The organism is Janthinobacterium fluminis (assembly GCF_028595325.1).
Lineage (GTDB): Bacteria > Pseudomonadota > Gammaproteobacteria > Burkholderiales > Burkholderiaceae_D > Janthinobacterium > Janthinobacterium fluminis.
The window spans coordinates 340,298-362,698 of the sequence record NZ_JAQQXR010000005.1 but is presented as its reverse complement, the minus strand read 5'-3'; the positions used below and the strand labels follow the sequence as shown (position 1 = coordinate 362,698).

At 68.2% G+C, this 22,401-nt stretch carries 22 protein-coding genes; all 22 read left to right on the top strand.

What is annotated here, in order from left to right; genetic code table 11:
• The first annotated feature begins 11 nt into the window (after positions 1-11).
• The 22 genes from OIK44_RS15005 (at position 12) to wbjC (ending at position 22,399) form a co-directional block, all read left to right on the top strand.
• Complete coding sequence (locus OIK44_RS15005; RefSeq protein ID WP_273671735.1) at positions 12-1,022, top strand: NAD-dependent 4,6-dehydratase LegB; 1,011 nt, start codon at positions 12-14, stop codon at positions 1,020-1,022.
• A gap of 8 nt (positions 1,023-1,030) precedes the next feature.
• Complete coding sequence (locus OIK44_RS15000; protein WP_273671734.1) at positions 1,031-2,197, top strand: LegC family aminotransferase; 1,167 nt, start codon at positions 1,031-1,033, stop codon at positions 2,195-2,197.
• The gene (gene neuC / locus OIK44_RS14995; RefSeq protein ID WP_273671732.1) at positions 2,194-3,360 is read left to right on the top strand and encodes a UDP-N-acetylglucosamine 2-epimerase; all 1,167 of its coding nucleotides are present in this window, start codon (positions 2,194-2,196) and stop codon (positions 3,358-3,360) included. Before OIK44_RS15000 ends, neuC begins: the two co-directional genes overlap by 4 nt.
• Positions 3,357-4,433 carry an N-acetylneuraminate synthase gene (neuB, locus tag OIK44_RS14990; protein ID WP_273671730.1) on the top strand — a complete coding sequence of 359 codons (1,077 nt, stop codon included), beginning with the start codon at positions 3,357-3,359 and terminating at the stop codon, positions 4,431-4,433. Before neuC ends, neuB begins: the two co-directional genes overlap by 4 nt.
• A complete protein-coding gene (locus OIK44_RS14985; RefSeq protein ID WP_273671729.1) occupies positions 4,430-5,080 on the top strand; it encodes an acetyltransferase in 651 nt (216 codons plus the stop codon). The genes neuB and OIK44_RS14985 overlap by 4 nt, the downstream gene beginning before the upstream one ends.
• Positions 5,077-6,126: a nucleotidyltransferase family protein gene (locus OIK44_RS14980; protein WP_273671727.1), complete on the top strand. Its 1,050-nt coding sequence runs from the start codon at positions 5,077-5,079 to the stop codon at positions 6,124-6,126. Before OIK44_RS14985 ends, OIK44_RS14980 begins: the two co-directional genes overlap by 4 nt.
• Entirely contained in the window at positions 6,123-6,854 is a 732-nt protein-coding gene (locus tag OIK44_RS14975) for an acylneuraminate cytidylyltransferase family protein (RefSeq protein ID WP_273671725.1), read from the top strand. Before OIK44_RS14980 ends, OIK44_RS14975 begins: the two co-directional genes overlap by 4 nt.
• A gap of 4 nt (positions 6,855-6,858) precedes the next feature.
• Positions 6,859-8,031, top strand: coding sequence for an N-acetyl sugar amidotransferase (locus OIK44_RS14970; RefSeq protein WP_273671723.1), 1,173 nt, complete (start codon positions 6,859-6,861; stop codon positions 8,029-8,031).
• Positions 8,032-8,035: 4 nt separating this feature from the next.
• The gene (hisF, locus tag OIK44_RS14965; RefSeq protein WP_273671721.1) at positions 8,036-8,797 is read left to right on the top strand and encodes an imidazole glycerol phosphate synthase subunit HisF; all 762 of its coding nucleotides are present in this window, start codon (positions 8,036-8,038) and stop codon (positions 8,795-8,797) included.
• On the top strand, positions 8,794-9,453 hold the full coding sequence (gene hisH / locus OIK44_RS14960) for an imidazole glycerol phosphate synthase subunit HisH (protein ID WP_273671719.1): 660 nt from the start codon (positions 8,794-8,796) through the stop codon (positions 9,451-9,453). Before hisF ends, hisH (OIK44_RS14960) begins: the two co-directional genes overlap by 4 nt.
• A complete protein-coding gene (locus tag OIK44_RS14955; protein WP_273671717.1) occupies positions 9,450-10,754 on the top strand; it encodes a lipopolysaccharide biosynthesis protein in 1,305 nt (434 codons plus the stop codon). Before hisH (OIK44_RS14960) ends, OIK44_RS14955 begins: the two co-directional genes overlap by 4 nt.
• Positions 10,755-10,773: 19 nt before the next feature.
• Complete coding sequence (locus tag OIK44_RS14950; protein ID WP_273671716.1) at positions 10,774-11,823, top strand: Gfo/Idh/MocA family protein; 1,050 nt, start codon at positions 10,774-10,776, stop codon at positions 11,821-11,823.
• Positions 11,824-11,837: 14 nt separating this feature from the next.
• The gene (locus OIK44_RS14945; protein WP_273671715.1) at positions 11,838-12,797 is read left to right on the top strand and encodes a Gfo/Idh/MocA family protein; all 960 of its coding nucleotides are present in this window, start codon (positions 11,838-11,840) and stop codon (positions 12,795-12,797) included.
• Positions 12,787-14,181: a hypothetical protein gene (locus OIK44_RS14940; RefSeq protein ID WP_273671714.1), complete on the top strand. Its 1,395-nt coding sequence runs from the start codon at positions 12,787-12,789 to the stop codon at positions 14,179-14,181. The genes OIK44_RS14945 and OIK44_RS14940 overlap by 11 nt, the downstream gene beginning before the upstream one ends.
• A gap of 55 nt (positions 14,182-14,236) precedes the next feature.
• Positions 14,237-14,905: an acyltransferase gene (locus tag OIK44_RS14935; RefSeq protein ID WP_337587203.1), complete on the top strand. Its 669-nt coding sequence runs from the start codon at positions 14,237-14,239 to the stop codon at positions 14,903-14,905.
• Complete coding sequence (locus tag OIK44_RS14930) at positions 14,902-16,281, top strand: hypothetical protein (protein WP_273671713.1); 1,380 nt, start codon at positions 14,902-14,904, stop codon at positions 16,279-16,281. The genes OIK44_RS14935 and OIK44_RS14930 overlap by 4 nt, the downstream gene beginning before the upstream one ends.
• A 47-nt stretch (positions 16,282-16,328) precedes the next feature.
• A complete protein-coding gene (locus tag OIK44_RS14925; protein WP_273671712.1) occupies positions 16,329-17,546 on the top strand; it encodes a glycosyltransferase family 4 protein in 1,218 nt (405 codons plus the stop codon).
• A 124-nt stretch (positions 17,547-17,670) separates the two neighbouring features.
• Complete coding sequence (locus OIK44_RS14920; protein WP_337587202.1) at positions 17,671-18,822, top strand: N-acetyl sugar amidotransferase; 1,152 nt, start codon at positions 17,671-17,673, stop codon at positions 18,820-18,822.
• Positions 18,819-19,433 carry an imidazole glycerol phosphate synthase subunit HisH gene (hisH, locus tag OIK44_RS14915; RefSeq protein WP_273671708.1) on the top strand — a complete coding sequence of 205 codons (615 nt, stop codon included), beginning with the start codon at positions 18,819-18,821 and terminating at the stop codon, positions 19,431-19,433. Before OIK44_RS14920 ends, hisH (OIK44_RS14915) begins: the two co-directional genes overlap by 4 nt.
• Position 19,434: 1 nt before the next feature.
• A complete protein-coding gene (locus tag OIK44_RS14910; protein WP_273671706.1) occupies positions 19,435-20,217 on the top strand; it encodes an AglZ/HisF2 family acetamidino modification protein in 783 nt (260 codons plus the stop codon).
• 36 nt (positions 20,218-20,253) lie between these two features.
• Positions 20,254-21,288, top strand: coding sequence for a polysaccharide biosynthesis protein (locus OIK44_RS14905; protein ID WP_273671705.1), 1,035 nt, complete (start codon positions 20,254-20,256; stop codon positions 21,286-21,288).
• A gap of 4 nt (positions 21,289-21,292) precedes the next feature.
• Complete coding sequence (gene wbjC, locus OIK44_RS14900) at positions 21,293-22,399, top strand: UDP-2-acetamido-2,6-beta-L-arabino-hexul-4-ose reductase (RefSeq protein WP_273671704.1); 1,107 nt, start codon at positions 21,293-21,295, stop codon at positions 22,397-22,399.
• Positions 22,400-22,401: the final 2 nt, after the last annotated feature.

Here is a 22,401-nt window from a genome sequence, read left to right as displayed (position 1 = left end):
CATTAACTATCATGAATATCTTAAACAAAAAAATCCTCGTTACCGGCGCCGACGGCTTCATCGGCTCGCATCTGACCGAACATCTGGTGCGCGCCGGCGCCGACGTGCGCGCCTTCGTCTGCTATAACAGTTTCAACTCCTGGGGCTGGCTGGATGATGCCGACAGCAACGTCAAGTCCTCGCTCGACGTCTTCGCCGGCGACATCCGCGACCCGCACGGCGTGCGCACCGCCATGCAGGGTTGCGACGTGGTCCTGCATTTGGCCGCGCTGATCGCCATCCCCTATTCCTACCACTCGCCCGACACCTACATCGACACCAACGTCAAGGGCACGCTGAACGTGGTCCAGGCCGCGCGCGAACTCGGCGTGGAGCGCGTGGTGCACACCTCGACCAGCGAGGTGTACGGCACGGCGCGCTTTGTCCCCATCACCGAGGAACACCCCCTGCAGGGCCAGTCGCCCTATTCGGCGAGCAAGATCGGCGCCGACCAGATCGCGCAGAGCTTCTACCACTCGTTCAACACGCCGGTGGCAACCATACGCCCGTTCAACACCTACGGCCCGCGCCAGTCGGCCCGCGCCGTGATCCCCACCATCATCACCCAAGTTGCCTCCGGCGCCCAGCAGATCAAGCTGGGCGCGGTCCACCCTACCCGCGACTTCAACTATGTGCGCGACACCGTGCGCGGCTTCATCGCGGTGGCCGAGTGCGACGCCGCCTTGGGCCAGGTGGTCAACATCGGCAGCAATTACGAAATTTCCGTCGGCGACACGGCGGCACTGATCGCCGAGCTGATGGGCCGCCAAGTCGAGTTCACCAGCGACGAGCAGCGCATGCGCCCGGCCGGCAGCGAAGTCGAGCGGCTGTGGGCCGACAACAGCCGCGCCAAGGCGCTGACGGGCTGGGAACCGGAATACCCTGGCATCGCCGGCCTGCGCAACGGCTTGCAGGAAACCATAGACTGGTTCAGCCAGCCAGACAATCTGCGCCGCTACAAGGCCGGCATCTACAATATTTGAAAGATTGCATGCAACTCGCTGAGATCATCACGGAACGCGTCAGGCGCGTCACGGCCACCGCCAAGGTGGCGCTCCACGAACCCTGCTTCCGCGGCCGCGAACTCGCGTATGTGACGGAATGTATCGAAACGGGCTGGGTGTCCTCGGTGGGCAGTTATGTCGACCGCTTCGAACGCGACCTCGCCGCCTATACGGGGGCGAAGCACGCGGTGGTGGTCAGCAACGGCACCTCCGGCTTGCAAATCGCCTTGCAACTGGTCGGCGTCGAAGCGGGCGACGAAGTGCTGATTCCCGCGCTATCGTTCGTGGCAACGGCAAACGCCGTGCGCCACTGCGGCGCCCAGCCCCACTTCGTCGACAGCGACGAGGCCAGCCTCGGCATCGGCATCGCCGCGCTGGCGGAACACCTCGGGCAGGTGGCCGAGGTGCTCGCCGGCGTGTGCCGCAACAAACGCACCGGGCGGCGCATCGCCGCCGTCGTGCCGATGCACACCTTCGGCCATCCGGTCGACATGCCGGCGCTGCTGGAGCTGGCGGCGCGCTACCATATCGAGGTCGTCGAAGACGCCGCCGAATCGCTCGGCAGCACGATAGGCGGCCGGCACACCGGCACCTTCGGCCGCTGCAGCATGCTCAGCTTCAACGGCAACAAGATCGTCACCACCGGCGGCGGCGGCGCCATCCTCACCGACGACGCCGCGCTGGCCAAGCGCGCCAAGCACCTGAGCACCACGGCGAAAATGCCGCACGCGTGGGCCTTCTACCACGACGAAGTGGCATACAACTACCGCATGCCGAACCTGAACGCCGCGCTCGGCTGCGCGCAACTGGAGCAGATCGACGGCTTCCTCGACGCCAAGCGCGAGCTGACGCAGCGCTACCTGGAAGCCTTCAGCGACCTGCCGCATGTGCGCCTGTTCACCGAAAGGCCGGGCACGCGCGCCAACTACTGGCTGCAAACCCTGCTGATCGCGCCGGAGCTGGCCGAGCAGCGCGACGCGATCCTGGCCGCCACCAACGGCGCCGGCCAAATGACGCGCCCCGTATGGGAACTGCTGAGCACCCTGCCCATGTACCGCGACTGCGCCAGCATGGCCACGCCGGTGGCGCAGGACTTGGCGCGGCGCATCATCAATCTGCCCAGCAGTCCGCAACTGATCATGGGCGCCGTGTGAGCGCGCCACGGAAAATTGCCGTCGTCACCGGCAGCCGCGCCGAGTACGGCTTGCTGTACTGGGTGCTGCACGATTTGCGCGCCGCGCCGGACGTCGAGCTGCAACTGATCGTCACCGGCATGCACCTGGCGCCGGAATTCGGCCTGACCGTGCGCGAGATCGAAAACGACGGTTTCCCGATCGCCCGCCGCGTCGAAATGCTGCTCTCCAGCGACACGCCGGGCGGCATCGCGAAATCCATGGCGCTGGGCCTGATCGGCATCGCCGATGCCTTCGAACAACTGCGCCCGGACCTCGTGCTGGTGCTGGGCGACCGCTTCGAAATCCTCGCCGCCGCCCAGGCCGCCATGCTGCACAACATCCCGCTGGCCCACATCGCCGGCGGCGACACCACGGAAGGCGCGTTCGACGAGTCGATCCGCCACGCCATCAGCAAAATGGCGCATCTGCACCTGGTGACCAACGAGCTGTCGGCGCGCCGCGTGCGCCAGTTGGGCGAAGACCCGCAAGCCGTGCACGTGGTCGGCAATCCCGGCCTCGACCACCTGCGGCGCCGCCCGCTGCTCGAAGCAGCCGCGCTGGCCGAGGCGCTCGGCGCGCCGCTGGGCCGGCGCAATCTGCTGATCACCTTCCACCCGGTGACGCTGGAGCCGTCCCAAGGCGTGGCCCAGCAGGCCGAACTGCTGGCCGCGCTGGCCGATTTGCCGGCCGACACGGCGCTGTGGTTCACCCGCCCCAACGCCGACACGGGCGGGCGGGCGCTGGCCGCCGCCCTCGACCTGTGGGCGGCGCAGCGGCCGAATGCGCGCGTGTTCGCCTCGCTGGGCCAGTTGCGCTACCTGAGCCTGATGGCGCAGGCCGACGCGGTACTGGGCAACTCTTCGAGCGGCCTGTACGAGGCGCCCTCGTTCAAGGTGCCCACCGTCGACATCGGCGACCGCCAGCGCGGCCGCAGCGCCGCCGCCTCCGTCCTGCATTGCGAGGCCGAGCGCGGCGCCATCGCGGCGGCCCTCGGCAAGGCGCTGGCTCTCGACTGCAGCGCCGTGCTCAACCCCTACGGTGACGGCGCCTCCAGCGCGCGCATCGTGGCGGCGCTGCGCCAGTTGCCGGGCGACCCAGCCCGGCTGAAAAAAACCTTTCACCTCTTGGATATTGCCCCGTGAATAAACCTGTGCTGTTTATTGCCGAAGCCGGCGTCAACCATAACGGCTCGATCGAGCGCGCCCTGCAACTGGTCGACGCCGCCGCCGACGCCGGCGCCGACGTCGTCAAGTTCCAGACCTTCAAGGCCGAGCTGCTCGCCACGGCGGGCGCCGCCAAGGCCGACTACCAGGTCGCCAACACGGGCGAGGCCGGCTCCCAGCTGGCCATGTTGCGCGCGCTGGAGCTGTCGCCGCACGACCACGAAGTCTTGCTGGCCCACTGCCAGCGGCGCGGCATCCGCTTCATGTCCACCGCCTTCGACGCCGCCAGCCTGGCGCTGCTGGCGCCGCTGAACATGCCGGCGATTAAGATTCCCTCCGGCGACATCAATTGCGGCCCCCTGCTGCTGCAGGCGGCCCGCCTGCGCCAGCCGCTGATCGTCTCGAGCGGCATGGCGACGCTGGCCGACATCGAACAGGCGCTCGGCGTCATCGCCTTCGGCCTGCTCGGCGACGCCGAACCGTCCGGCCGCGCCGACTTCGACCTGGCCTATTGCAGCGCGGCCGGGCGCGCCGCGCTGGCCGCCCACGTCACGCTGCTGCACTGCGTCACCCAGTACCCGGCCCCGGCCGGCGCCGTCAACCTGCGCGCCATGGACACCATGGCGGCCGCCTTCGGCCTGCCGGTCGGCTACTCCGACCACACGCTGGGCATCGAAGTGTCGATCGCGGCGGTGGCGCGGGGCGCCTGCGTGATCGAAAAACACTTCACGCTGGACCGCTCCCTGCCCGGCCCCGACCATGCGGCCTCGCTGGAACCGCAGGAATTGCGCCAGCTGGTGGCCGCCATCCGCAACGTCGAACAGGCGCTGGGCTCGCCGCTGAAGCAGCCGGCGCCGCTGGAAGTGCCGAACCGCGCCGTCGCCCGCCGCAGCCTGGTGGCGGCGCGCGCCATCGCCGCCGGCGAAATCTTCCGCGCCGACATGCTCACCGCCAAACGCCCCGGCGGCGGCATCTCGCCCCTCGAATTCTGGGCCATGCTGGGGCGCCGCGCCCAGCGCGCCTACGCCGCCGACGAATTGATCGAAGCATGACCTTGCCAGTCATCATAGTCGGCGCCGGCGGCCACGCCGCCGTCGTCGCCGACGCTTTGCTGGCCGCCGGCGCCGCCGTGCTCGGCTTCACCGATACGGACCCGGCCCGCCACGGTCGTGTATTATGTGGCTTACCGGTGCTGGGCGACGACGCCGTGCTGGCCCGCTACGAGCGCGCCGGGCTGCGCCTGGCCAATGGCCTGGGCGGCCTGGGCGGCGAGACGCCGCCGCTGCGCGCGCGCGTGCAGGAGCGCCTCGAAGCGCAGGGCTGGCAGTTTTGCGGCGTGCGCCACCCGGGCGCCATCGTCTCGCCCTTCGCCCGCCTGGGCGCCGCCGTGCAACTGATGGCTGGCTGCGTGGTCCAGCCCGGCGCCGAACTCGGCGCCGGCTGCATCGTCAACACCGGCGCCATCGTCGAGCACGACGCCTGCATCGGCGCCTGGAGCCACCTGGCGCCGCGCGCCGTCGTCTGCGGCCAGGTCCGGATCGGCGCCGCCTGCCACGTCGGCGCCGGCGCCACCGTGCGCCAGGACGTGCGCCTGGGCGCCGCCACCCTGGTCGGCGCGGGCGCCGTGGTAGTCAAGAATTTTTCGGGCGGCGGCGTGCTGCTGGGCACGCCCGCACGTCCATGGGAACAAGCAAAATGAGAATTTGGAAAGAGGCCCTGATCGGGCCGGAAATGAGCTTGCGCACGGCGCTGGAAACGATCAACCGGGCCGGCAGCCAAATCGTGCTCGTCGTCGACCAGCAGCGCCGCCTGCTCGGCACGCTCAGCGACGGCGACGCCCGCCGCGCCCTGCTGCGCGGCCTGAGCCTGGCCGACCCGGTCAGCGCCGCCATGCACATCACGCCGACCTGCGCCAGCACGGACGACGACCGCGCCACCCGGCTGTCGATGATGCGCCGCCTCGGCGTGCACCAGTTGCCGGTGCTCGACGGCGCCGGCCTGGTGGTCGGACTGGAAACCGTCGACGACTTCCTCGGCCCCCAGGAGCGCGAGCACAGCGTCGTCATCATGGCGGGCGGGCTGGGCAGCCGGCTCAAGGAACTCACCCAGGACACGCCGAAGCCGATGCTGCAAGTCGGATCGCGCCCGCTGCTGGAAACCATCATGCGCGGCTACGCCGACCAGGGTTTCCGCAACTTCTACCTGGCCGTCAACTACAAGGCTGAACAGATCGAACAACATTTCGGCGACGGCGCGCAACTGGGCATCCGCATCCACTACCTGCGCGAACGGCAGCGCCTGGGCACGGCCGGCGCGCTCAGCCTGCTGCCCGAGCTGCCGACCCAGCCCATCCTCGTCACCAATGCCGACTTGCTGACCAAGGAAAACTACGGCGCCATGCTGGACCAGCACCTTGAGGCCGAGGCCGACGCGACCATGGGCGTGCGCGAATACGAGATGCAGGTGCCGTTCGGCGTGGTGCGCGAGCGCAACGGCCGCATCGAGTCGATCGAGGAAAAGCCGATCCAGCGCTTCACCGTCAGCTCCGGCATGTATGTGCTGTCGCCGAGCGCCCTGGCGCTGGTGCCGCCCGACCAGTTCTTCGACATGCCCTCGCTGTTCGAGGCGGTCGTCGCCAAGGGCATGCACACGCGCTGCCACCGCATCAACGGCTATTGGCTCGACATCGGCCGCCTGCCCGACTATACCCGCGCCAACCAGGAATTCGACGAGGTGTTCCGATGATCGGCGGCCGCTCCGTGCTGGCCGTGGTGACCGCGCGCGGCGGCTCGAAGGGCGTGCCGGGCAAGAACATCCTGCCGATCGGCGGACGGCCGCTGATCGAGTGGACCATCGACGCCGCCCGCGCCTCGCGCTACATCGACCGCCTGATCCTCTCCTCGGACGACGAGGCCATCATCGCCGCGGCGCTGCGCGCCGGCTGCGAGGCGCCGTTCCGCCGCAGCGCCGCCCTGGCCGGCGACGCGGCCTCGTCGATCGACGTCGTCGTCGACGCCCTCGAACGCGTGCCCGGCCACGACATCGTCGTGCTGCTGCAGCCCACCTCGCCGCTGCGCAGCACCGCCGACATCGACGGCACGCTGGAACTGCTCGAAGCGAGCGGCGCGCCGTCCTGCGTCTCGCTGCGCGCCGCCGACGAGCATCCCTACTGGACCTACCGGCTCGACGCCGACGGCAGGCTGGCGCGCTACGCCGAACCGCCCGCCGGCATGCCGCTGCGGCGCCAGGACCTGCCGCCGGCCTGGTGCCTGAACGGCGCCGTCTACGCCGCCCGCACCGGCTGGTTCCTGCGCCAGCGCAGCTTTCTTTCGCCGCAGACGGCGGGCTATCCTATGCCCGCCGAACGCTCGCTCGACATCGACACGCCCGCCGACGTCGAGCTCCTGAAAACGGCCGTGCAGTCCCTGCGGCCCCTTCCCAACGACCGGCCTGAAGCGCCATCCACAAGGTGAACCCATGAAAAAACGCGACGTCATCAAACAGTACAACCTGCCGCCCGAGGTCAAGTTCTGCACGCTGTGCACGGTCTCGAACCAGCGTCCGCGCATCAGCTTCGACGCCAACGGCGTCTGCTCGGCCTGCAATTTCGCCCTCTACAAGCGCAACAAGATCGACTGGGCCGAGCGCGAGCGCGAGCTGATCGCCCTGTGCGACCGCCACCGCAAGAACAATGGCGAATACGACGTCATCGTCCCTTGCAGCGGCGGCAAGGACGGCAGTTACGTGGCCCACCAGCTGAAGTACAAATACGGCATGAATCCGCTGACCGTCACTTGGGCGCCGCTGAAGGCGACCGAGATCGGCCGGCGCAACCTCGACGCCTTCATCCAGTCCGGCTTCGACAACGTGCTCGGCACGCCGAACGGCAAGATCACGCGCAAGCTGACCCGCCTGGCCACCCAGCATATCGGCGACCCGTTCCAGCCCTTCATCTACGGCCAGACCAATTATCCGCTGCACATGGCCGTCAAGCACAATGTCGCGCTGATCATGTATGGCGAGAACGGCGAGGTCGAGTACGGCGGCGACATGAAGAACGCCCACCAGCCCACGCGCGAAATCAAGGACCACGACAAGCACTATTTCTCCGGCCTGCCGCCCGAGTTCTGGATCGAGCACGGCGTCAGCGCGGCCGACCTGAAACCCTTCATGGCCCCCAGCTATGAATCGATTCTGGCCAATCAGACGGAAATCCACTTCCTCGGCTATTACAAGTTCTGGGACCCCCAGGAAAACTTTTACTATTGCCGCGAAAACACCGGCTTCCAGCCCAACACCGAGCGCTCGGAAGGCACGTATTCGAAGTACGCCAGCCTGGACGACTGCATCGACGGCTACCACTACTATCTGGGCTACATCAAGTTCGGCATCGGCCGCACGACCTCGGACGCCGCCCACGAAATCCGCGACAGCAAGATCACTCGCGAAGAGGGCGTGGCCCTGGTCAAGCGCTACGACGGCGAATTCCCGCAAAAGTATTACCAGCAATTCCTCGACTACTGCGGCATCAGCGACGAGGACTTCCAGGCCGTCGTCGACAGCTGGCGCTCCGAGCATCTGTGGCGCAAGACGGCCGACGGCTGGGAGCTCAAGCATCCGGTCTGGGAACAGGCGCCGGAGCAGGCTTGACGACATGAAGAAGATCCGTCTGATCGCGCGCCTTGACATCAAGGGGCCGAACCTCATCAAGGGCATCCAGCTGGAAGGCTTGCGGGTGATGGGCGAGCCGCAGGAATTCGCCCGGCGCTACTACGAGCAGGGCGCCGATGAGTTGCTGTACGTGGACGTCGTCGCCAGCCTGTACGGCCGCAACAGCCTGCACGACATCATCGAGCGCGCCGCGCGCGACGTCTTCGTGCCGCTCACCGTCACCGGCGGCATCCGCTCGGTCGACGACGTGCGCAACATCCTGCGCGCCGGCGCCGACAAGATCGGCATCAACACGGCGGCCACCAAACGCCCCGAGCTGATCCGCGAAGTGGCCCGCAAATTCGGCTCGCAGTGCATGGTGCTGTCGATCGAGGCCAAGCGCGTCGCCCCGGGGCGCTGGGAAGTGTACACCGACAACGGCCGGGAGCGGACCGGCCTCGACGTCGTCGAGTGGGCCCAGCGCGGCGTCGAACTGGGGGCGGGGGAAATCCTGCTGACCTCGGTCGACCGCGAAGGCACGCGGGAAGGCTTCGACGTCGAGCTGGTGGCGGCCGTGTCGAAGACCGTGCCGGTGCCGGTGATCGCCAGCGGCGGCATGGGTTGCGTCGACGACGTCGCCACCGTCGTGCGCGAGGGCGCCGCCGACGCCGTCGCCATGGCCGACATCCTCCACTACGGCCGCAGCAGCATGGTGGAGATCCGCGCCGCCGCGCGCGCCGCCGGGCTGCAAGTGAGGACGCCATGACGGCCGCCGTGAGCATCATCGACTACGGCAGCGGCAACCTGCTCAGCGTCGCCCGCGCCTTCGAGCACTGCGGCGCCAGCGCCGCGCTGGCCCAGGACGCGGCCGCGATCGAGCGCGCCGAGCGCCTCGTGCTGCCCGGCGTCGGCGCCTTCGCCGACGGCATGCAGGGCTTGCACGAGCGCGGCCTGGTCGACGCCATCCTGCGCTACGCGGCGTCGGGCCGGCCGCTGCTGGGCATCTGCCTCGGCATGCAGATGCTGGCCAGCGACAGCGCCGAGTTCGGCTCCCACGGCGGCTTGAACCTGATCCCCGGGCGCGTGCAAGCCATTCCGGCGCGCGACGTCGACGGCACGGCGCAGAAAATCCCGCATATCGGCTGGGCCGACCTGCAGCCGCCCCGGCCGGGACGCTGGGCCGGCACGCTGTTCGAGGCCACGCCCGAGGGCACTTCCGTGTACCTGGTGCATTCCTTCCATTTCGTGCCGGACCAGCCGGACCAGCGCCTGGCCGACTGCTACTACGGCGGCCACGCCATCGCCGCCGCGGTGCAGTCGGACAACATCATCGGCTGCCAGTTCCATCCGGAAAAAAGCGGCGCGGCCGGGCTCGCCCTGCTGGCCGCCTTCCTGCGGCTCGACGGCGGCAAGGCGCGATGAGGTTTTTGCGCACCGGGGCCATCTACGCCGCCGCCAACATCGCGTCGGCGGCCGTGCCCTTCCTCCTGCTGCCCCTGCTGACGCGGGTGCTGAGCCCGCTCGAATACGGGCTCGTCGTCAGTTTCTCCCTGCTCGTCACCCTGTGCATGACGGTGGCCGGCTTGAACGCCCATGCCGCGCTCGGGGTCCTCTGGTTCAAGCAGCCGGCCGAACAGATGCCCGCCTTCAGCGCCACCGCGCTGGCGCTGGCCGCCGCCAGCACGCTGCTGGTGGCGGCCCTGGTGGGCGGCGTCCTGGCGCTGTTTCCCGCGCTGGGCTCGGGCGTGTCGGCCGGCTGGGGCATGGCGGCGGCCGTCACGGCCGGCGCCGGCGTGCTGCTGCAGTGCCGCCTGGTGCTGTGGCAAAGCCAGCACAAGGCCCTGCATAACGCCGTGCTGCAGGTGCTCGCCAGCCTCATCAACGTCACCTTCTCGCTCGTCGCCGTGCTCTTGCTCGGCCTGGGCGACAACGGCCGCAATGGCGCCATCGCCCTGACGGCCGTGCTGATGGCCGCCCTGTCGGTCGGCCTGTTCCTGCGCTCGGGCGAGCTGCGCTGGGCGCCGGACCGGGCGCAGCTGAAGACGCTGGTGCTGTTCGGCCTGCCGCTGATCCTGCACTCGCTGGCCGGCGTCCTGCTGGGCACCGCCGACCGCTGGACCGTCGCCCTGAAGCTGGGGCCGCAGGCGCTGGGCGTGTACGGCGCCGGCGCCCAGCTGGGCATGGTGATGGCGATCCTGGCCGACGCCTTCGTCAAGGCTTACGGCCCGTGGCTGTACGCCAAGCTGGCCTCCGGCAAGGCGGCCGACCAGCACTGCGCCGTCGGCGCAATCTACACGGCCATGCCGGCCTTCGTCGCCATCGCCGCCGCGGTGGGCCTGTTCCTGCACCTGGCCAGCGGCACCCTGCTCGGCCCGCAGTACCAGGCCGCGACGGCCGTGCTGCCATGGTTCATGCTGGGCGGCGCCTTCAGCGGCGTCTACCTGTGCACCTCGGTGCTGTTCTTTTTTTCCGGCCGCACCGGCCTGCTCGCCGCCACCACCCTCAGCGCCGCCACCTGCGGCGCCGCGTCGACCTGGTTGCTGGTCACCGCGCTGGGCAGCACCGGCGCCGCCGCCGGCTATGCGCTGACCCAGGGCTTGCTGGCGCTGTTTACCAGCGCCGTCGCCTTCCGCTCCTTCGACCTGCCGTGGCGCGAACCCGGCAAGGCCCTCTCCGCCTGGCGCCGCAACGCCTTTGCGGCCGGGCATTCCCCATCCATTTAACCTTTCTTTAGCTCAGCATATGACCACATCGAATTCCCCCTACGCGAGCGGCTTGCGCGTCGCCGTCATCGGCCTCGGCCGCATGGGCGTGCGCCACCTGCAGGCGGCGCAGCAGCTCGGCATGCAGGTGTGCGGCGTCGCCGACACCGCCGCGCCCGCCTTGCAGATGGCCCAGGACGGCTACGGCGTGGCCCCGGCCGCCTGTTTCACCGACGCCTACGCCATGCTGGAGGCGGTCCGGCCGCAAGCCCTGGTCATCGCCACGACGGCGCCCAGCCACGCGCCCTTCGTGCTGGCCGCGGCCGCGCAGGGCGTGCGCCACATCCTGTGCGAGAAGCCGATGGCCACCTCGCTGGCCGACGCCGAGGCGATGATCGCGGCCTGCCGGGACGCCGGCGCCGGCCTCGCCGTGAATCACCAGATGCGCTTCATGCCGCAATACACGCGCGTCAAGGCCCTGATCGGCAGCGCCGAGCTGGGGCCCCTGTCGAGCATCCTCGTGGCCGGCTCGAATTTCGGCCTGGCGATGAATGCCAGCCACTATTTCGAGATGTTCCGCTACATCGGCGACAGCCAGGTGCACGGCGTCCAGGCCTGGCTCGACGCGGCGCCGCTGGCGAACCCCCGCGGCGCGCAATTCGACGACCGCTCGGGACGCCTGCTGGCGCGCAGCGACAACGGCGTCAGCATGTTCATCGACTTTTCCGCCACCGCCGGCTGGGGCTTGCAAGTGGTGTATATCTGCCGCCACGGCCAGATCGTCGTCGACGAATTGAACGGCGCCATGCGCGTCGCCTACCGCCAGGCCGAGTTCCGCGACCTGCCGACGACGCGCTACGGCATGCCCGTCGACATACAGGAGCACAGCATCGAACCGGCCGACACCGTCGCGCCGACCATGCAGGTGTGGAACGCCCTGCTCGACGGCGGCAGCTATCCGGACGGCGCGGACGGCGCGCACGCGCTGGCCTGCCTGGTCGCCGCCCACGCCTCGCACGAGGCGGGCGGCAGCGAAGTGCGGCTGGCCGATGCCGCGCTGCCGCGCGCGCGCCAATTTAACTGGGCTTAATGGGAGAGAACGCAATGAAAAAATGGAAAATCGCTATCGTCGGCTCCGGCTACATGGCACAGGAGCACGCCAGGGCCTTCGCCTCGCTGGCCGAGGTCGAGATCGTCGGCGTCTGCGGCCGCGGCCGCGCCCGCGCCGAGGCGCTGGCCGCCACCTACGCCGTGCCGGCCTTTGACAGCATCGACGCGCTGTACCGCGCCACGGCGGCCGACGCCGTCGTCGTTGCCGTCAACGAGCTGTCGATGCAGGAAGTGAGCGCGGCCTGCTTCGCCCATCCATGGCTGTGCCTGCTGGAAAAACCCGTCGGCGTCGACCTGCCCCAGGCGCTGGCCATCCAGGACGGCGCCCGGCGCGCCGCCGCCCGCGCCTACGTGGCCCTGAACCGGCGCTCCTACGCCTCGACGCGGCAGGCGCTGGCCAGGCTGGAGGGCGACGACAGCGCGCGCCTCATCTCCGTGCTCGACCAGCAAGACATGGTGTCGGCCCGCGAAGGCGGCCAGCCTGAAGAGGTGGTGCGCAACTATATGTACGCCAACTCTATCCACCTGATCGACTACCTGAACCTGTTCGGCCGCGGCGCCATCGTCGGCGTCGAGCCGACGCTGCGCTGGAACCCCGAGCAACCGGGCTTCGTCGCGGCGACCGTGCACTACGCCAGCGGCGACAAGGGCCTCTACCAGGCGGTCTGGAACGGCCCCGGCCCGTGGTCGGTGACGGTCAGCAACGCCCAGGCCAGGCTGGAACTGCGCCCGCTGGAGAAACTCGCCGTGCAATTGCGCGGCGAGCGGCGCCTGCTCGACGTCGCCCCCGAGGCCATCGACAGCGAATTCAAGCCGGGCCTGCGCCACCAGGCCGAGCAGGTCGTGCACCTGCTGGCCGGCCGGCCCAGCATGCTGGCCACGCTCGACGAAGCCACCCGCTCGATGGCGCTGTGCGCCGACATCTACGGTCTGAGGCCCGCCCTTGCGGCCTGACCTGGATTCGGCCGGCAAGCTGCGCGCGCTCGCGCAGCTGGAGCGGCGCCACGCCCTGTTCGCCTTCCGGGTCGACGGCTGGTCGGCCTGGCGCGTCGTGCGCAACCCGCTGCACCGGATGGCCGAAGGCTTGCCGCTGGCCCAGCCGGCGCGCTCGAACGGCCGGCGCAGCGCGCAGGCGCTGCTGGCCACGTTCCGGCTGCTGCGCCTGCTCGCCGGCGGCGCCCGCCGCGAACTGCTGCTGAAGACCTGCCGCTCCGGCCTGCGCCTGCCGCAGGGCGAGGGCTACCGCGACGTGTATTTCGACGGCCTGCTCGGGGCCGGCCACGGGGCCTTGAAGCTGGAGGAAATCAACAGCCCCGACTTCGACCGCCAGGCGGCGGCCGCCTGCCATCCGGCCGACCTCGACCCCGTCGTCTTCACGTTCTGGGGTCGCGTGCTTGGCCTGCTGCTGCCGCTCAAGGCCGGCCCCTTCTGCGCCGACGTCGCCGCGCTGCTCGAGCGCGAGGTCGGCCTGGCCGTGCCGGCGCGCTGGCTGCGGGCGCGCCTGTCGACCGTGTACTGGCAGGCGCGCCTGTACACCCTGCTGCTGCGGCGCGTGCGCCCCGCCGCCGTGCTGGTCTCCGACACCGGCGAATATGCGCTGCGCATCGCCTGCCAGCGCTGCGGCGTGCGCTTCATCGAGCTCCAGCACGGCGTCTTCGACGCCCAGCACCCGGACGCCATTCCCGCCTGGGTCGAGGGCGCGGCGGCCGAGCTGCTGCTGCCCGACGTGCTGGCCTGCCGCGGCGCTTACTGGATCGAGCAACTGGCCGGCACCCGGCAGGGCCGCGACCACGCGGTGGCGGTCGGCAATGAATTGATCGACCTGGCGCGCGCCAGCCGGCACGGCCGCCGCGCCGACGGCCGCCTGCGCCTGGTGCTGAGCACCCAGGGCCTCGACAGCGAACGCCTGGCCCAGTGGCTGGAAGCGATGCTGGCGGCCGCCCCCGCCGGCCTGGACTGGGAGCTGGCGATCAAATTGCACCCCGTCTACGACGCCGGCACGCGCGCCTTCGACGGCCTGCGCGGGCGGGCCCGCGTGCGCGTCATCGGCGGCGCCGAGCAGCCGCACGTGTTCGAACTGCTGGCCCAGGCCGATCTGCACCTGAGCATCGCCTCGGCCTGCCATTTCGACGCCGCCGCCCTCGGCGTGGCCAGCGTCGTCATTCCGCTGGCCGGCCACGAAGCCATGCTGGGCGCCGTCGACGGCACCCAGATCGCGCTGGCGCGCCAGCCGGGCGACGTGTGGGCGCTGGCGGCCGCGCCGGCCGCGCCGGCCGCGCGCGCGCACCACTACGCGACGCCTGGCTTCATCGGCAATCTACAGCGCCTGCTGGGCTGAGCCCGGCGAACCATTTCCCCACTTTGACCTCCCACCATCTTTACCGGACCTTCAGATGAACCAGATCCATCCCACCGCCACCGTTGACGCAGGCGCCAAGATCGGCGCCCACACCGCCGTTTGGCATTACGCCCATGTCGAGGCGGGCGCCGTGATCGGCGAACATTGCAATCTCGGCCAGAATGTCTACGTCGGCAACCAGACCGTGATCGGCCACGGCTGCCGCCTGGGCAATTCCGTCGCCGTGTTCTCGCACGTCGAGCTGGGCAACTTCGTCTTTTGCGCGCCATTCATGGTGTTTACCCATATCGCCTTCCCGCGCGCCTGCGTCAGCCGGCGCGCCAACTTCGAGAAGACCATCGTCAAGGATGGCGTGTCGCTGGGCGCGAACGCGACGGTGGTGCCGGGCATCACGATCGGCACCGGCACCTTCCTGGCGGCCGGCTCGACCCTGACCAGGGATAGCAAGGACTGGGCGCTGATGGTCGGCGCGCCGGCGCGCCAGCTCGGCTGGGTCAGCGCCTACGGCGAGAAGATCCCCCTGCCGCTGAGCGGCGAGGGCGAGTGGCACTGCCCGCACACGGGCGACGCCTACCACCTGTGCGGCAGCGAGCTGCGGCGCCAGCCCGGCCCGCGCGACATCCTCCACTACACGCCGGGCGGCCGCTTCGAACGCATGACGGCCAGCGCCGTGACGGCCACCGCGCAAACCCTGTCCGCATGAGCGTGGCCACGGCAACGGCGCGCGGCACCCCCCCGCCCGGCGGCGGGCGGGCGGGGCCGCCCCGGCGGCGCAATGTCGCCCTGCTGCTGTACCTCATCATATCGCTGCTGATATCGATGACGATCAGCCAGGAGGAAACGCCCGAGCTCGGCTCGCTATCCTATTGGCTGCTGGTCGGCGCGGCCGGCCTGCTGCCCTTCGCCAACGCGGCGTCCGTGCTGCGGGCGCTGCTCGGGCACGCCCGGCCGCTCCTGCTGTTCGGCCTGCTCGGCGGCGCCTGGCACCTGGCCGCCGGCGACATGCGCGCCGTGCTGCAACTGGGCTTGATGGTGTGGGTGCTGGCCTGGTTGTGCTGCGAGCGCGTCCACGTCAGCACCGAGGACCTGGTGCGCCTGTATGTCGTGCTGCTGGCCATAGGCGTGGCCATGTGGCTGACGACGGACTTGAACCGCTGGGGCATCCTGCCCGCCACCACGGCCGAGGAGTACGGCATCTGGCGGGTGTCGTTTTTTCCCAACATCGCCAACACGGCGATTCTCTCGCTGGCCATGGTGCTACTGCTCACGCGCAACGCGGCGCTGGCGCGGGCCCATCCGGTCGTGCTCTGCATCGCCCTGTATTTCGTGATTTTTTCCTTCGTGCGCACGGCCCTGATCGCCCTGGCCCTGTACGCGGCGATGCGCTGGTGGCTGGGCCGGCGCCGCCGCAGCGCGGCCGGCATGTGCGCCGCCGCCCTGCTGCTGGCCGTCGGCGTCAACGCCGCGCTGGCCACGTCGGCGTACGCGATCGAATACCTGCAACAATTCCCGCTCATCTCGCGCCTATTCCTGCGCGGCGAATCGGGCCTGAGCGTGGACGAAATCTTCCAGCAACTGTACCGGCCCTGGCTGTGGTGGCAGCACTGGAACCTGTTCAGCACCAGCCCCTCCCTGATGGGCTGGGGGGCCTTCGATTTCGTCGACATGCAGCTCGAAGAATTAAACGTCGGCACCACGCCGGCCGGCAACGAAGCCCTGCTGACCCGCCTGCTGGCGACCTACGGCTTGCCCAGCCTGTTTTTCCTGTACTTCCTCGGCGCCCGCCTGCACCGCGCGGCCAAGTCGCGCGACCTGTGGGCTTGCGCATGCTTTCCGCCCATCATACTGTTGATGATGCAGTGGGGGAATATCTACCATCCGACGGACGCCAACGGCTCGCTGTTCCTGCTGATGCTGTTGCACGGCTCGGCCGCGTTCGCGCCGGCGCGCCGGCGGGCGCGGCGACGCGCCGCGGCGGCGCCGCCGCGCCGGGCGGCCACCGACGCCGGAGGCTCTGCTAACATGGACGGCAACAGTATGGCGGCCGGCGCGGCGACAGCGGCGGCACCGACACAATAATCACGCCCGGCGCCCCGGCGCCGCGGCACAGGCAGCGGACACATAATATGACAATCAAAATTCTCTACATCGACGGCGACGGCCCCTTCGGCGGCGCCTCGCGCAGCCTGTTCGAAGCCGTGCGCGCGCTGCCGGCGGGCGCGGTGGCGCCCCTGTTCGTCGCCAGCGAAGGCACGGCCCTGGACTTTTACCGCCAGGTGGCGAGCGGCCTCGTGACCGCGCGCGGCATGCCGAAATTCGACAACACCCGCTACAGCCACTACCGCGGCGTGCGCTGGCTGATCTTGCTGCGCGAGCTGTTCCACCTGCCCTTCGCCGTGATCGCCCTGCTGAAGGCGAAGCGGCGCTGGCAGCAGGTCGACCTGATCCACGTCAACGAGGGCGTCTACCTGGTGACGGCGCTGCTGGCCAAGGCGATCTTCCGCGCCCCGCTGGTGGTGCACGTGCGCGCCCTGATGTGGGCCAAGGAAAACAGCCTGCGCTGCGCCTGGTTTAACCGCAGCCTGGCCAGGCACGCGGCGGCCGTCATTTCCATCAATGAAAACACCCGCGCCACGCTGCCGGCCGCCCTGCCGGTCGACGTGATCCAAAACTCCTTCACCGCCAAGCGCGCGCCCGAGCCCGACACCGCCATGGCGGCGAAGCTGGACGGTTTGCGCAAGGGCTCGCTGAAAGTGGGTTTCGTCGGCAATCTGCACCACTCCAAGGGCTTGTTCGACATGCTGGACGCGGCCGTGCTGCTCAAGCGCGCCGGCCACGACGTCGAATTCGTCATCGTCGGCGGCGTGACGGTGGCCGACAAGGGGCCCAAGGCCTGGTTGCTGGCCAGGGCCGGCCTGGCGCAGAACGTCGCGGCGGAACTGGCCGGGCGGATCGCCGCGGAAGGCCTGGATGCGAGCTTCCACCTGATGGGCGCCACGCTGGACATCAGTTGCGTCTACGAACGCATCGACGTGCTGTGCTTCGCCTCCCACTATGACGCGCCGGGGCGGCCGGTGTTCGAGGCGGCGTTCTCCGGCGTGCCCTCGATCGTCGCCGTCGACCGGCCGCTGGCCGACACCCTGGTCGACGGCGAGACCGGCCTGGCCATTCCGGCCAGGCAGCCGGCCAGGCTGGCGCAGGCGATCGCCCATTACGCCGAGCACCGCGACGAGGTCAAGCGCATGGGCGAGAACGCCCGGCGCCTGGCGCAAGACAATTTCGACCCGGCGGCGAACGCCAGGCGCCTGCTCGGGGTCTACCAACGCGTGCTCGGACCGGGCTAAGCGGCTCGCGTCCGCCCCCGGCATTGCTTTACAATGCAGCCCAGACGCACCGCGTGCGCCGGCGGCGCGGCGATGCGGGGCAGGGCCGCCCCGTCATTTACTATTTTTTGATAAATACTAGAATATGGACCAATCAATGCAAGCCAAGCGTGACTATGCTATCTGTAGCAATTGCATCATGGATACCTCGGATTCCAACATCAGCTTCGACGACAAAGGCTGGTGTGACTACTGCAACAATTATCACGCGAATATCGTGCCGAACTGGCATCCGGACGCGCGCGGCCAGCGCGAGCTGGAGGCCATCGTCGCGCGCATCAAGCGCGACGGCGCCGGCAAGGCCCACGATTGCATCATCGGTTTGAGCGGCGGCGTCGACAGTTCCTACGTCGCCTACCTGGCCAAGCAGTACGGCTTGCGGCCGCTGCTGTTCCACGTGGACGCCGGCTGGAATTCCCAGCAAGCCGTCAACAACATTGAAAAAATGGTCGACGGACTGGGCTTCGACTTGCACACGGAAGTGGTGAATTGGCAGGAAATGCAGGATTTGCAACTGGCCTTCTTCAAGGCCCAGGTGCCGCACATCGACACGCCGCAAGACCACGCCTTTTTCGCCTCGCTGTACAATTTCGCCGCCAAGAACGGCGTCCAGTATATTTTGACGGGCGCCAATTACTCGACGGAATGCGTGCGCGAACCGCTGGAATGGCATTACCACGCGTCCGACCTGACGCAGCTGAAAGACATCCACCGCCGCTTCGGCAAGCGCAAGCTGAAGACCTTCCCGCTGTGCGACATCTTCAAATACAAGCTCTATTACCGCTTCGTCAAGGGCGTCAAAGTCGTGAAACCGCTAAATTGCGTGCCCTTCATCAAGGAAGAAGCCATGCAATTGCTGGTCGACACCTACGGCTGGCAAAAATACGCGCACAAGCACTACGAGTCGCGCTTCACCCGCTTTTACGAAGGCTATTGGCTGCCGACCAAGTTCGGTTTCGACAAGCGCCGCGCCCACTTCTCCAGCCTCGTGCTGACGGGGCAGCTGACGCGCGCCGAGGCGCTCGACAAGATCAGCGTCAAGGCTTACGACGAGGCCACCGTGGCCCAGGATTTCGAGTACATCGCCACCAAGCTGGGCCTGAGCGTGGACGAGCTCAAGGCCGTGATGGCCGGCGACAACAAGAGCTATCGCGACTACAAGTCGAGCATGCCGCTGCTCGACGCCATCACCAAGCTCTTGCGCCTGGTCGGCTGGCAGAAGGCGATCATCCGATGATCAAAATTGTCGACTACGGCCTCGGCAACATCAGCGCGTTCTCGAATATGTACAAGCGCATGAATATCCCCGCGGCGGCCGCGAAAACGGCGGCCGAACTGGACGGCGCCAGCAAGATCATCCTGCCCGGCGTCGGCGCCTTCGACCATGCGATGGACTTGCTCGACGCTTCCGGCATGCGCGCGACGCTGGAGGCGCTGGTGTGCGACGCGCGCGTGCCGGTGCTGGGCATCTGCGTCGGCATGCAAATACTGGCCGACGGCAGCGACGAGGGCAAGCGGCCGGGCCTGGGCTGGGTGCCCGGCCGGGTGCGCGCCTTCAAGGACGCGCCGGCGGCGGCCCAACTGCCTACCCCGCACATGGGCTGGAACGACGTCGCGCCGGCCGCGCCGCACGCGCTGTTCGCCGGGCTGGAGACGGAGGCGCGCTTTTATTTCCTGCACTCGTATTTTTTCGCCTGCGCGCAGGCCGGCGGCGTGATGGCGACGTCGACCTACGGCGTGGATTTCGCTTGCGCGGTTCACCGCGACAACGTCTACGGCGTCCAGTTCCACCCCGAGAAGAGCCACCACCACGGCGCCCGGTTGCTGAAAAACTTTGCGGAGTTGTAATATGCTGAGACCCAGAATTATCCCCTGCCTGCTGGTGCACGAGGGCGGCCTGGTGAAGACCGTCTCCTTCAAGAATCCGAAATATGTCGGCGACCCGATCAACGCCGTGAAGATTTTCAATGAAAAGGAAAGCGACGAGCTGATCGTCCTCGACATCGACGCCACCGTCCACGGCAACGAGCCCGACTATAAATTGATCGCCGACCTGGCGGCCGAATGCCGCATGCCGCTGTGCTACGGCGGCGGCATCCGCAGCGTCGCCCAGGCCAAGCGCATCATCAGCCTCGGGGTCGAGAAGATCGCCCTCAGCGCGGCGGCGATCGAGGACCCGGAACTGATCGCCCGGATCGCCGAGGAGATCGGCAGCCAGAGCGTGGTCGTGGTGCTGGACGTCAAAAAGCGCATGCTCAGCAAGGAATACGACGTCTTCCTGCACAACGGCCGCAAGAACACCAAGCTGAACGCGATCGAGGTGGCCCAGCGCGCCGCCGCGCTGGGGGCCGGCGAAATCGTCATCAATTCGATCGAGCACGACGGCCAGATGAAGGGCTACGACCTGGCGCTGGCGCAAAAGGTCCGCGCCGCCGTGGGCGTGCCCATCACGCTGCTCGGCGGCGCCGGTTCGCTCGACGACGTGGCCGACCTGATACGCAGTTGCGGCGTGGTCGGCGCCTCGGCCGGCAGCCTGTTCGTCTTCAAGGGCGCCTACAAGGCCGTGCTGATCAACTATCCCACGGTAGCCCAGCGCGACGCGCTGGTGGGGCGGGCGCTGGGCTGGGCCTAAGCGGCCCACCATACGATTTCATTGGAAAGAGACATTATGTTTGAAGGCAAGGTTCTTTTGATTACGGGCGGTACGGGTTCCTTCGGCAACGCCGTCTTGAAACGTTTTCTCGACACGGGCATCGGCGAGATCCGCATTTTCAGCCGCGACGAAAAAAAACAGGACGATATGCGCAAGCAGTACCTCAGCGCCAAGCTGAAGTTCTACATCGGCGACGTGCGCGATTTCGACAGCGTGCTCAACGCCACGCGCGGCGTCGACTATATTTTCCACGCGGCCGCCCTGAAGCAGGTGCCGTCTTGCGAGTTCCATCCGATGGAAGCGGTGAAAACCAATATCCTCGGCACCGACAACCTGCTCGAAGCGGCCATCCAGAACGGCGTGCGGCGCGTGGTCTGCCTGAGCACCGACAAGGCCGCCTATCCGATCAATGCGATGGGCATTTCCAAGGCCATGATGGAAAAGGTCATGGTCGCCAAATCGCGCAACCTGGACGACGCCAAAACCATCATCTGCGGCACCCGCTACGGCAACGTGATGGCCTCGCGCGGCTCGGTGATCCCGCTGTTCGTCGAACAGGTCCGCGGCGGCCTGCCGATTACCATCACCGACCCGGCCATGACGCGCTTCATGATGACGCTGGAGGACGCCGTCGACCTGGTGCTGTACGCCTTCGAGCACGGCGCCAACGGCGACATGTTCGTGCAAAAGGCCCCCGCCGCCACCGTCGAGGTGCTGGTGCGCGCGCTGCTGGCCATCCTCGGCAAGCCCGACCATCCGGTCGACATCATCGGCACCCGGCACGGCGAAAAACTGTATGAAACCCTGCTCAGCCGCGAGGAGATGGCCGCCGCCGCCGACCTCGGCGAGTATTTCCGCGTGCCGCCCGACTTGCGCGACTTGAACTACGGAAAGTTCGTCGAAGAGGGCGAGCAAAAGATTTCCAACTGCGACGACTACAATTCGCACAACACGGAGCGCCTGGACCAGGCCGGCATGCGCGCCTTGCTGATGAAGCTAGATTTCATCCAGGCCATCGCCCGCGGCGAAGCAGCCGTCGCGGAGGGCTAGGCGCATGAAAGTACTCGTGACCGGAGCCCATGGCTTCATCGGCAAGAATCTGCTGGTCCACCTGCGCGAGCGGGGCGGCGTCGAGGTGCTGACCCTGCTCAAGGGCGAGACGCCGCAGGCGCTGGCCGAGAAGGCCGCCCAAGCCGATTTCATCTTCCACCTGGCCGGCGTCAACCGGCCGCAAACGGAGGACGAATTTGCGCAAGGCAATACCGACCTGACCCGCGCCGTCTGCGACGCCGTGCGCGCCGCCGGCCGCGCCGTGCCCATCCTGTACACCTCGTCGACCCAGGCCGAGCGCGAGAACGCCTACGGCAGCAGCAAGCGCGGCGCCGAGGCGGCGCTGCGCGCCTACAGCGCCGCCAGCGGCGCCCCCGTCTATCTGTACCGCCTGCCGAATGTGTTCGGCAAGTGGTGCCGGCCGAACTACAATTCGGCGGTGGCGACCTTCTGCCACAATATCGCGCAAGGCTTGCCGCTGCAGATACACGACGCGGCCGCCGAGATCGACCTGGTCTACATCGACGATGTCGTGGCCGCCTTCCTGGGCGCGCTCGGGCAGGCGCCCGCGCCAAGCCCATACCAGCCGGTGGGGCCGGTGTACCGCATCAGCGTCGGCGCGCTGGCCCAGCAGTTGCAAGCGTTCAAGGACAGCCGCGCGAGCCTGCTGACCGAGGCCGTCGGCACGGGCCTGACGCGGGCCCTGTACGCGAGCTACCTCAGCTATCTTCAGCCGGAGCAGTTCACCTATCCCCTGAACAAGCACGAGGACCCGCGCGGCGTCTTCGTGGAAATGTTAAAGACGCGCGACGCCGGCCAATTCTCTTACTTCACCGCCCATCCCGGCGTGACCCGCGGCGGCCACTACCACCACACCAAAAACGAAAAGTTTTTGGTCGTCAAGGGCGAAGCCCGGTTCGGCTTCCGCCACATCGACAGCGGCGCCACCTACCAGCGCCGCACCAGTGCCGCCCTGCCCGAGGTGGTGGAAACCATCCCCGGCTGGTCGCACGACATCACCAACATCGGCGAGGGGGAAATGATCGTCATGCTGTGGGCCAACGAAATATTTGACCGCCAGCACCCCGACACGGTCAGCCACGAGGTTTAAAC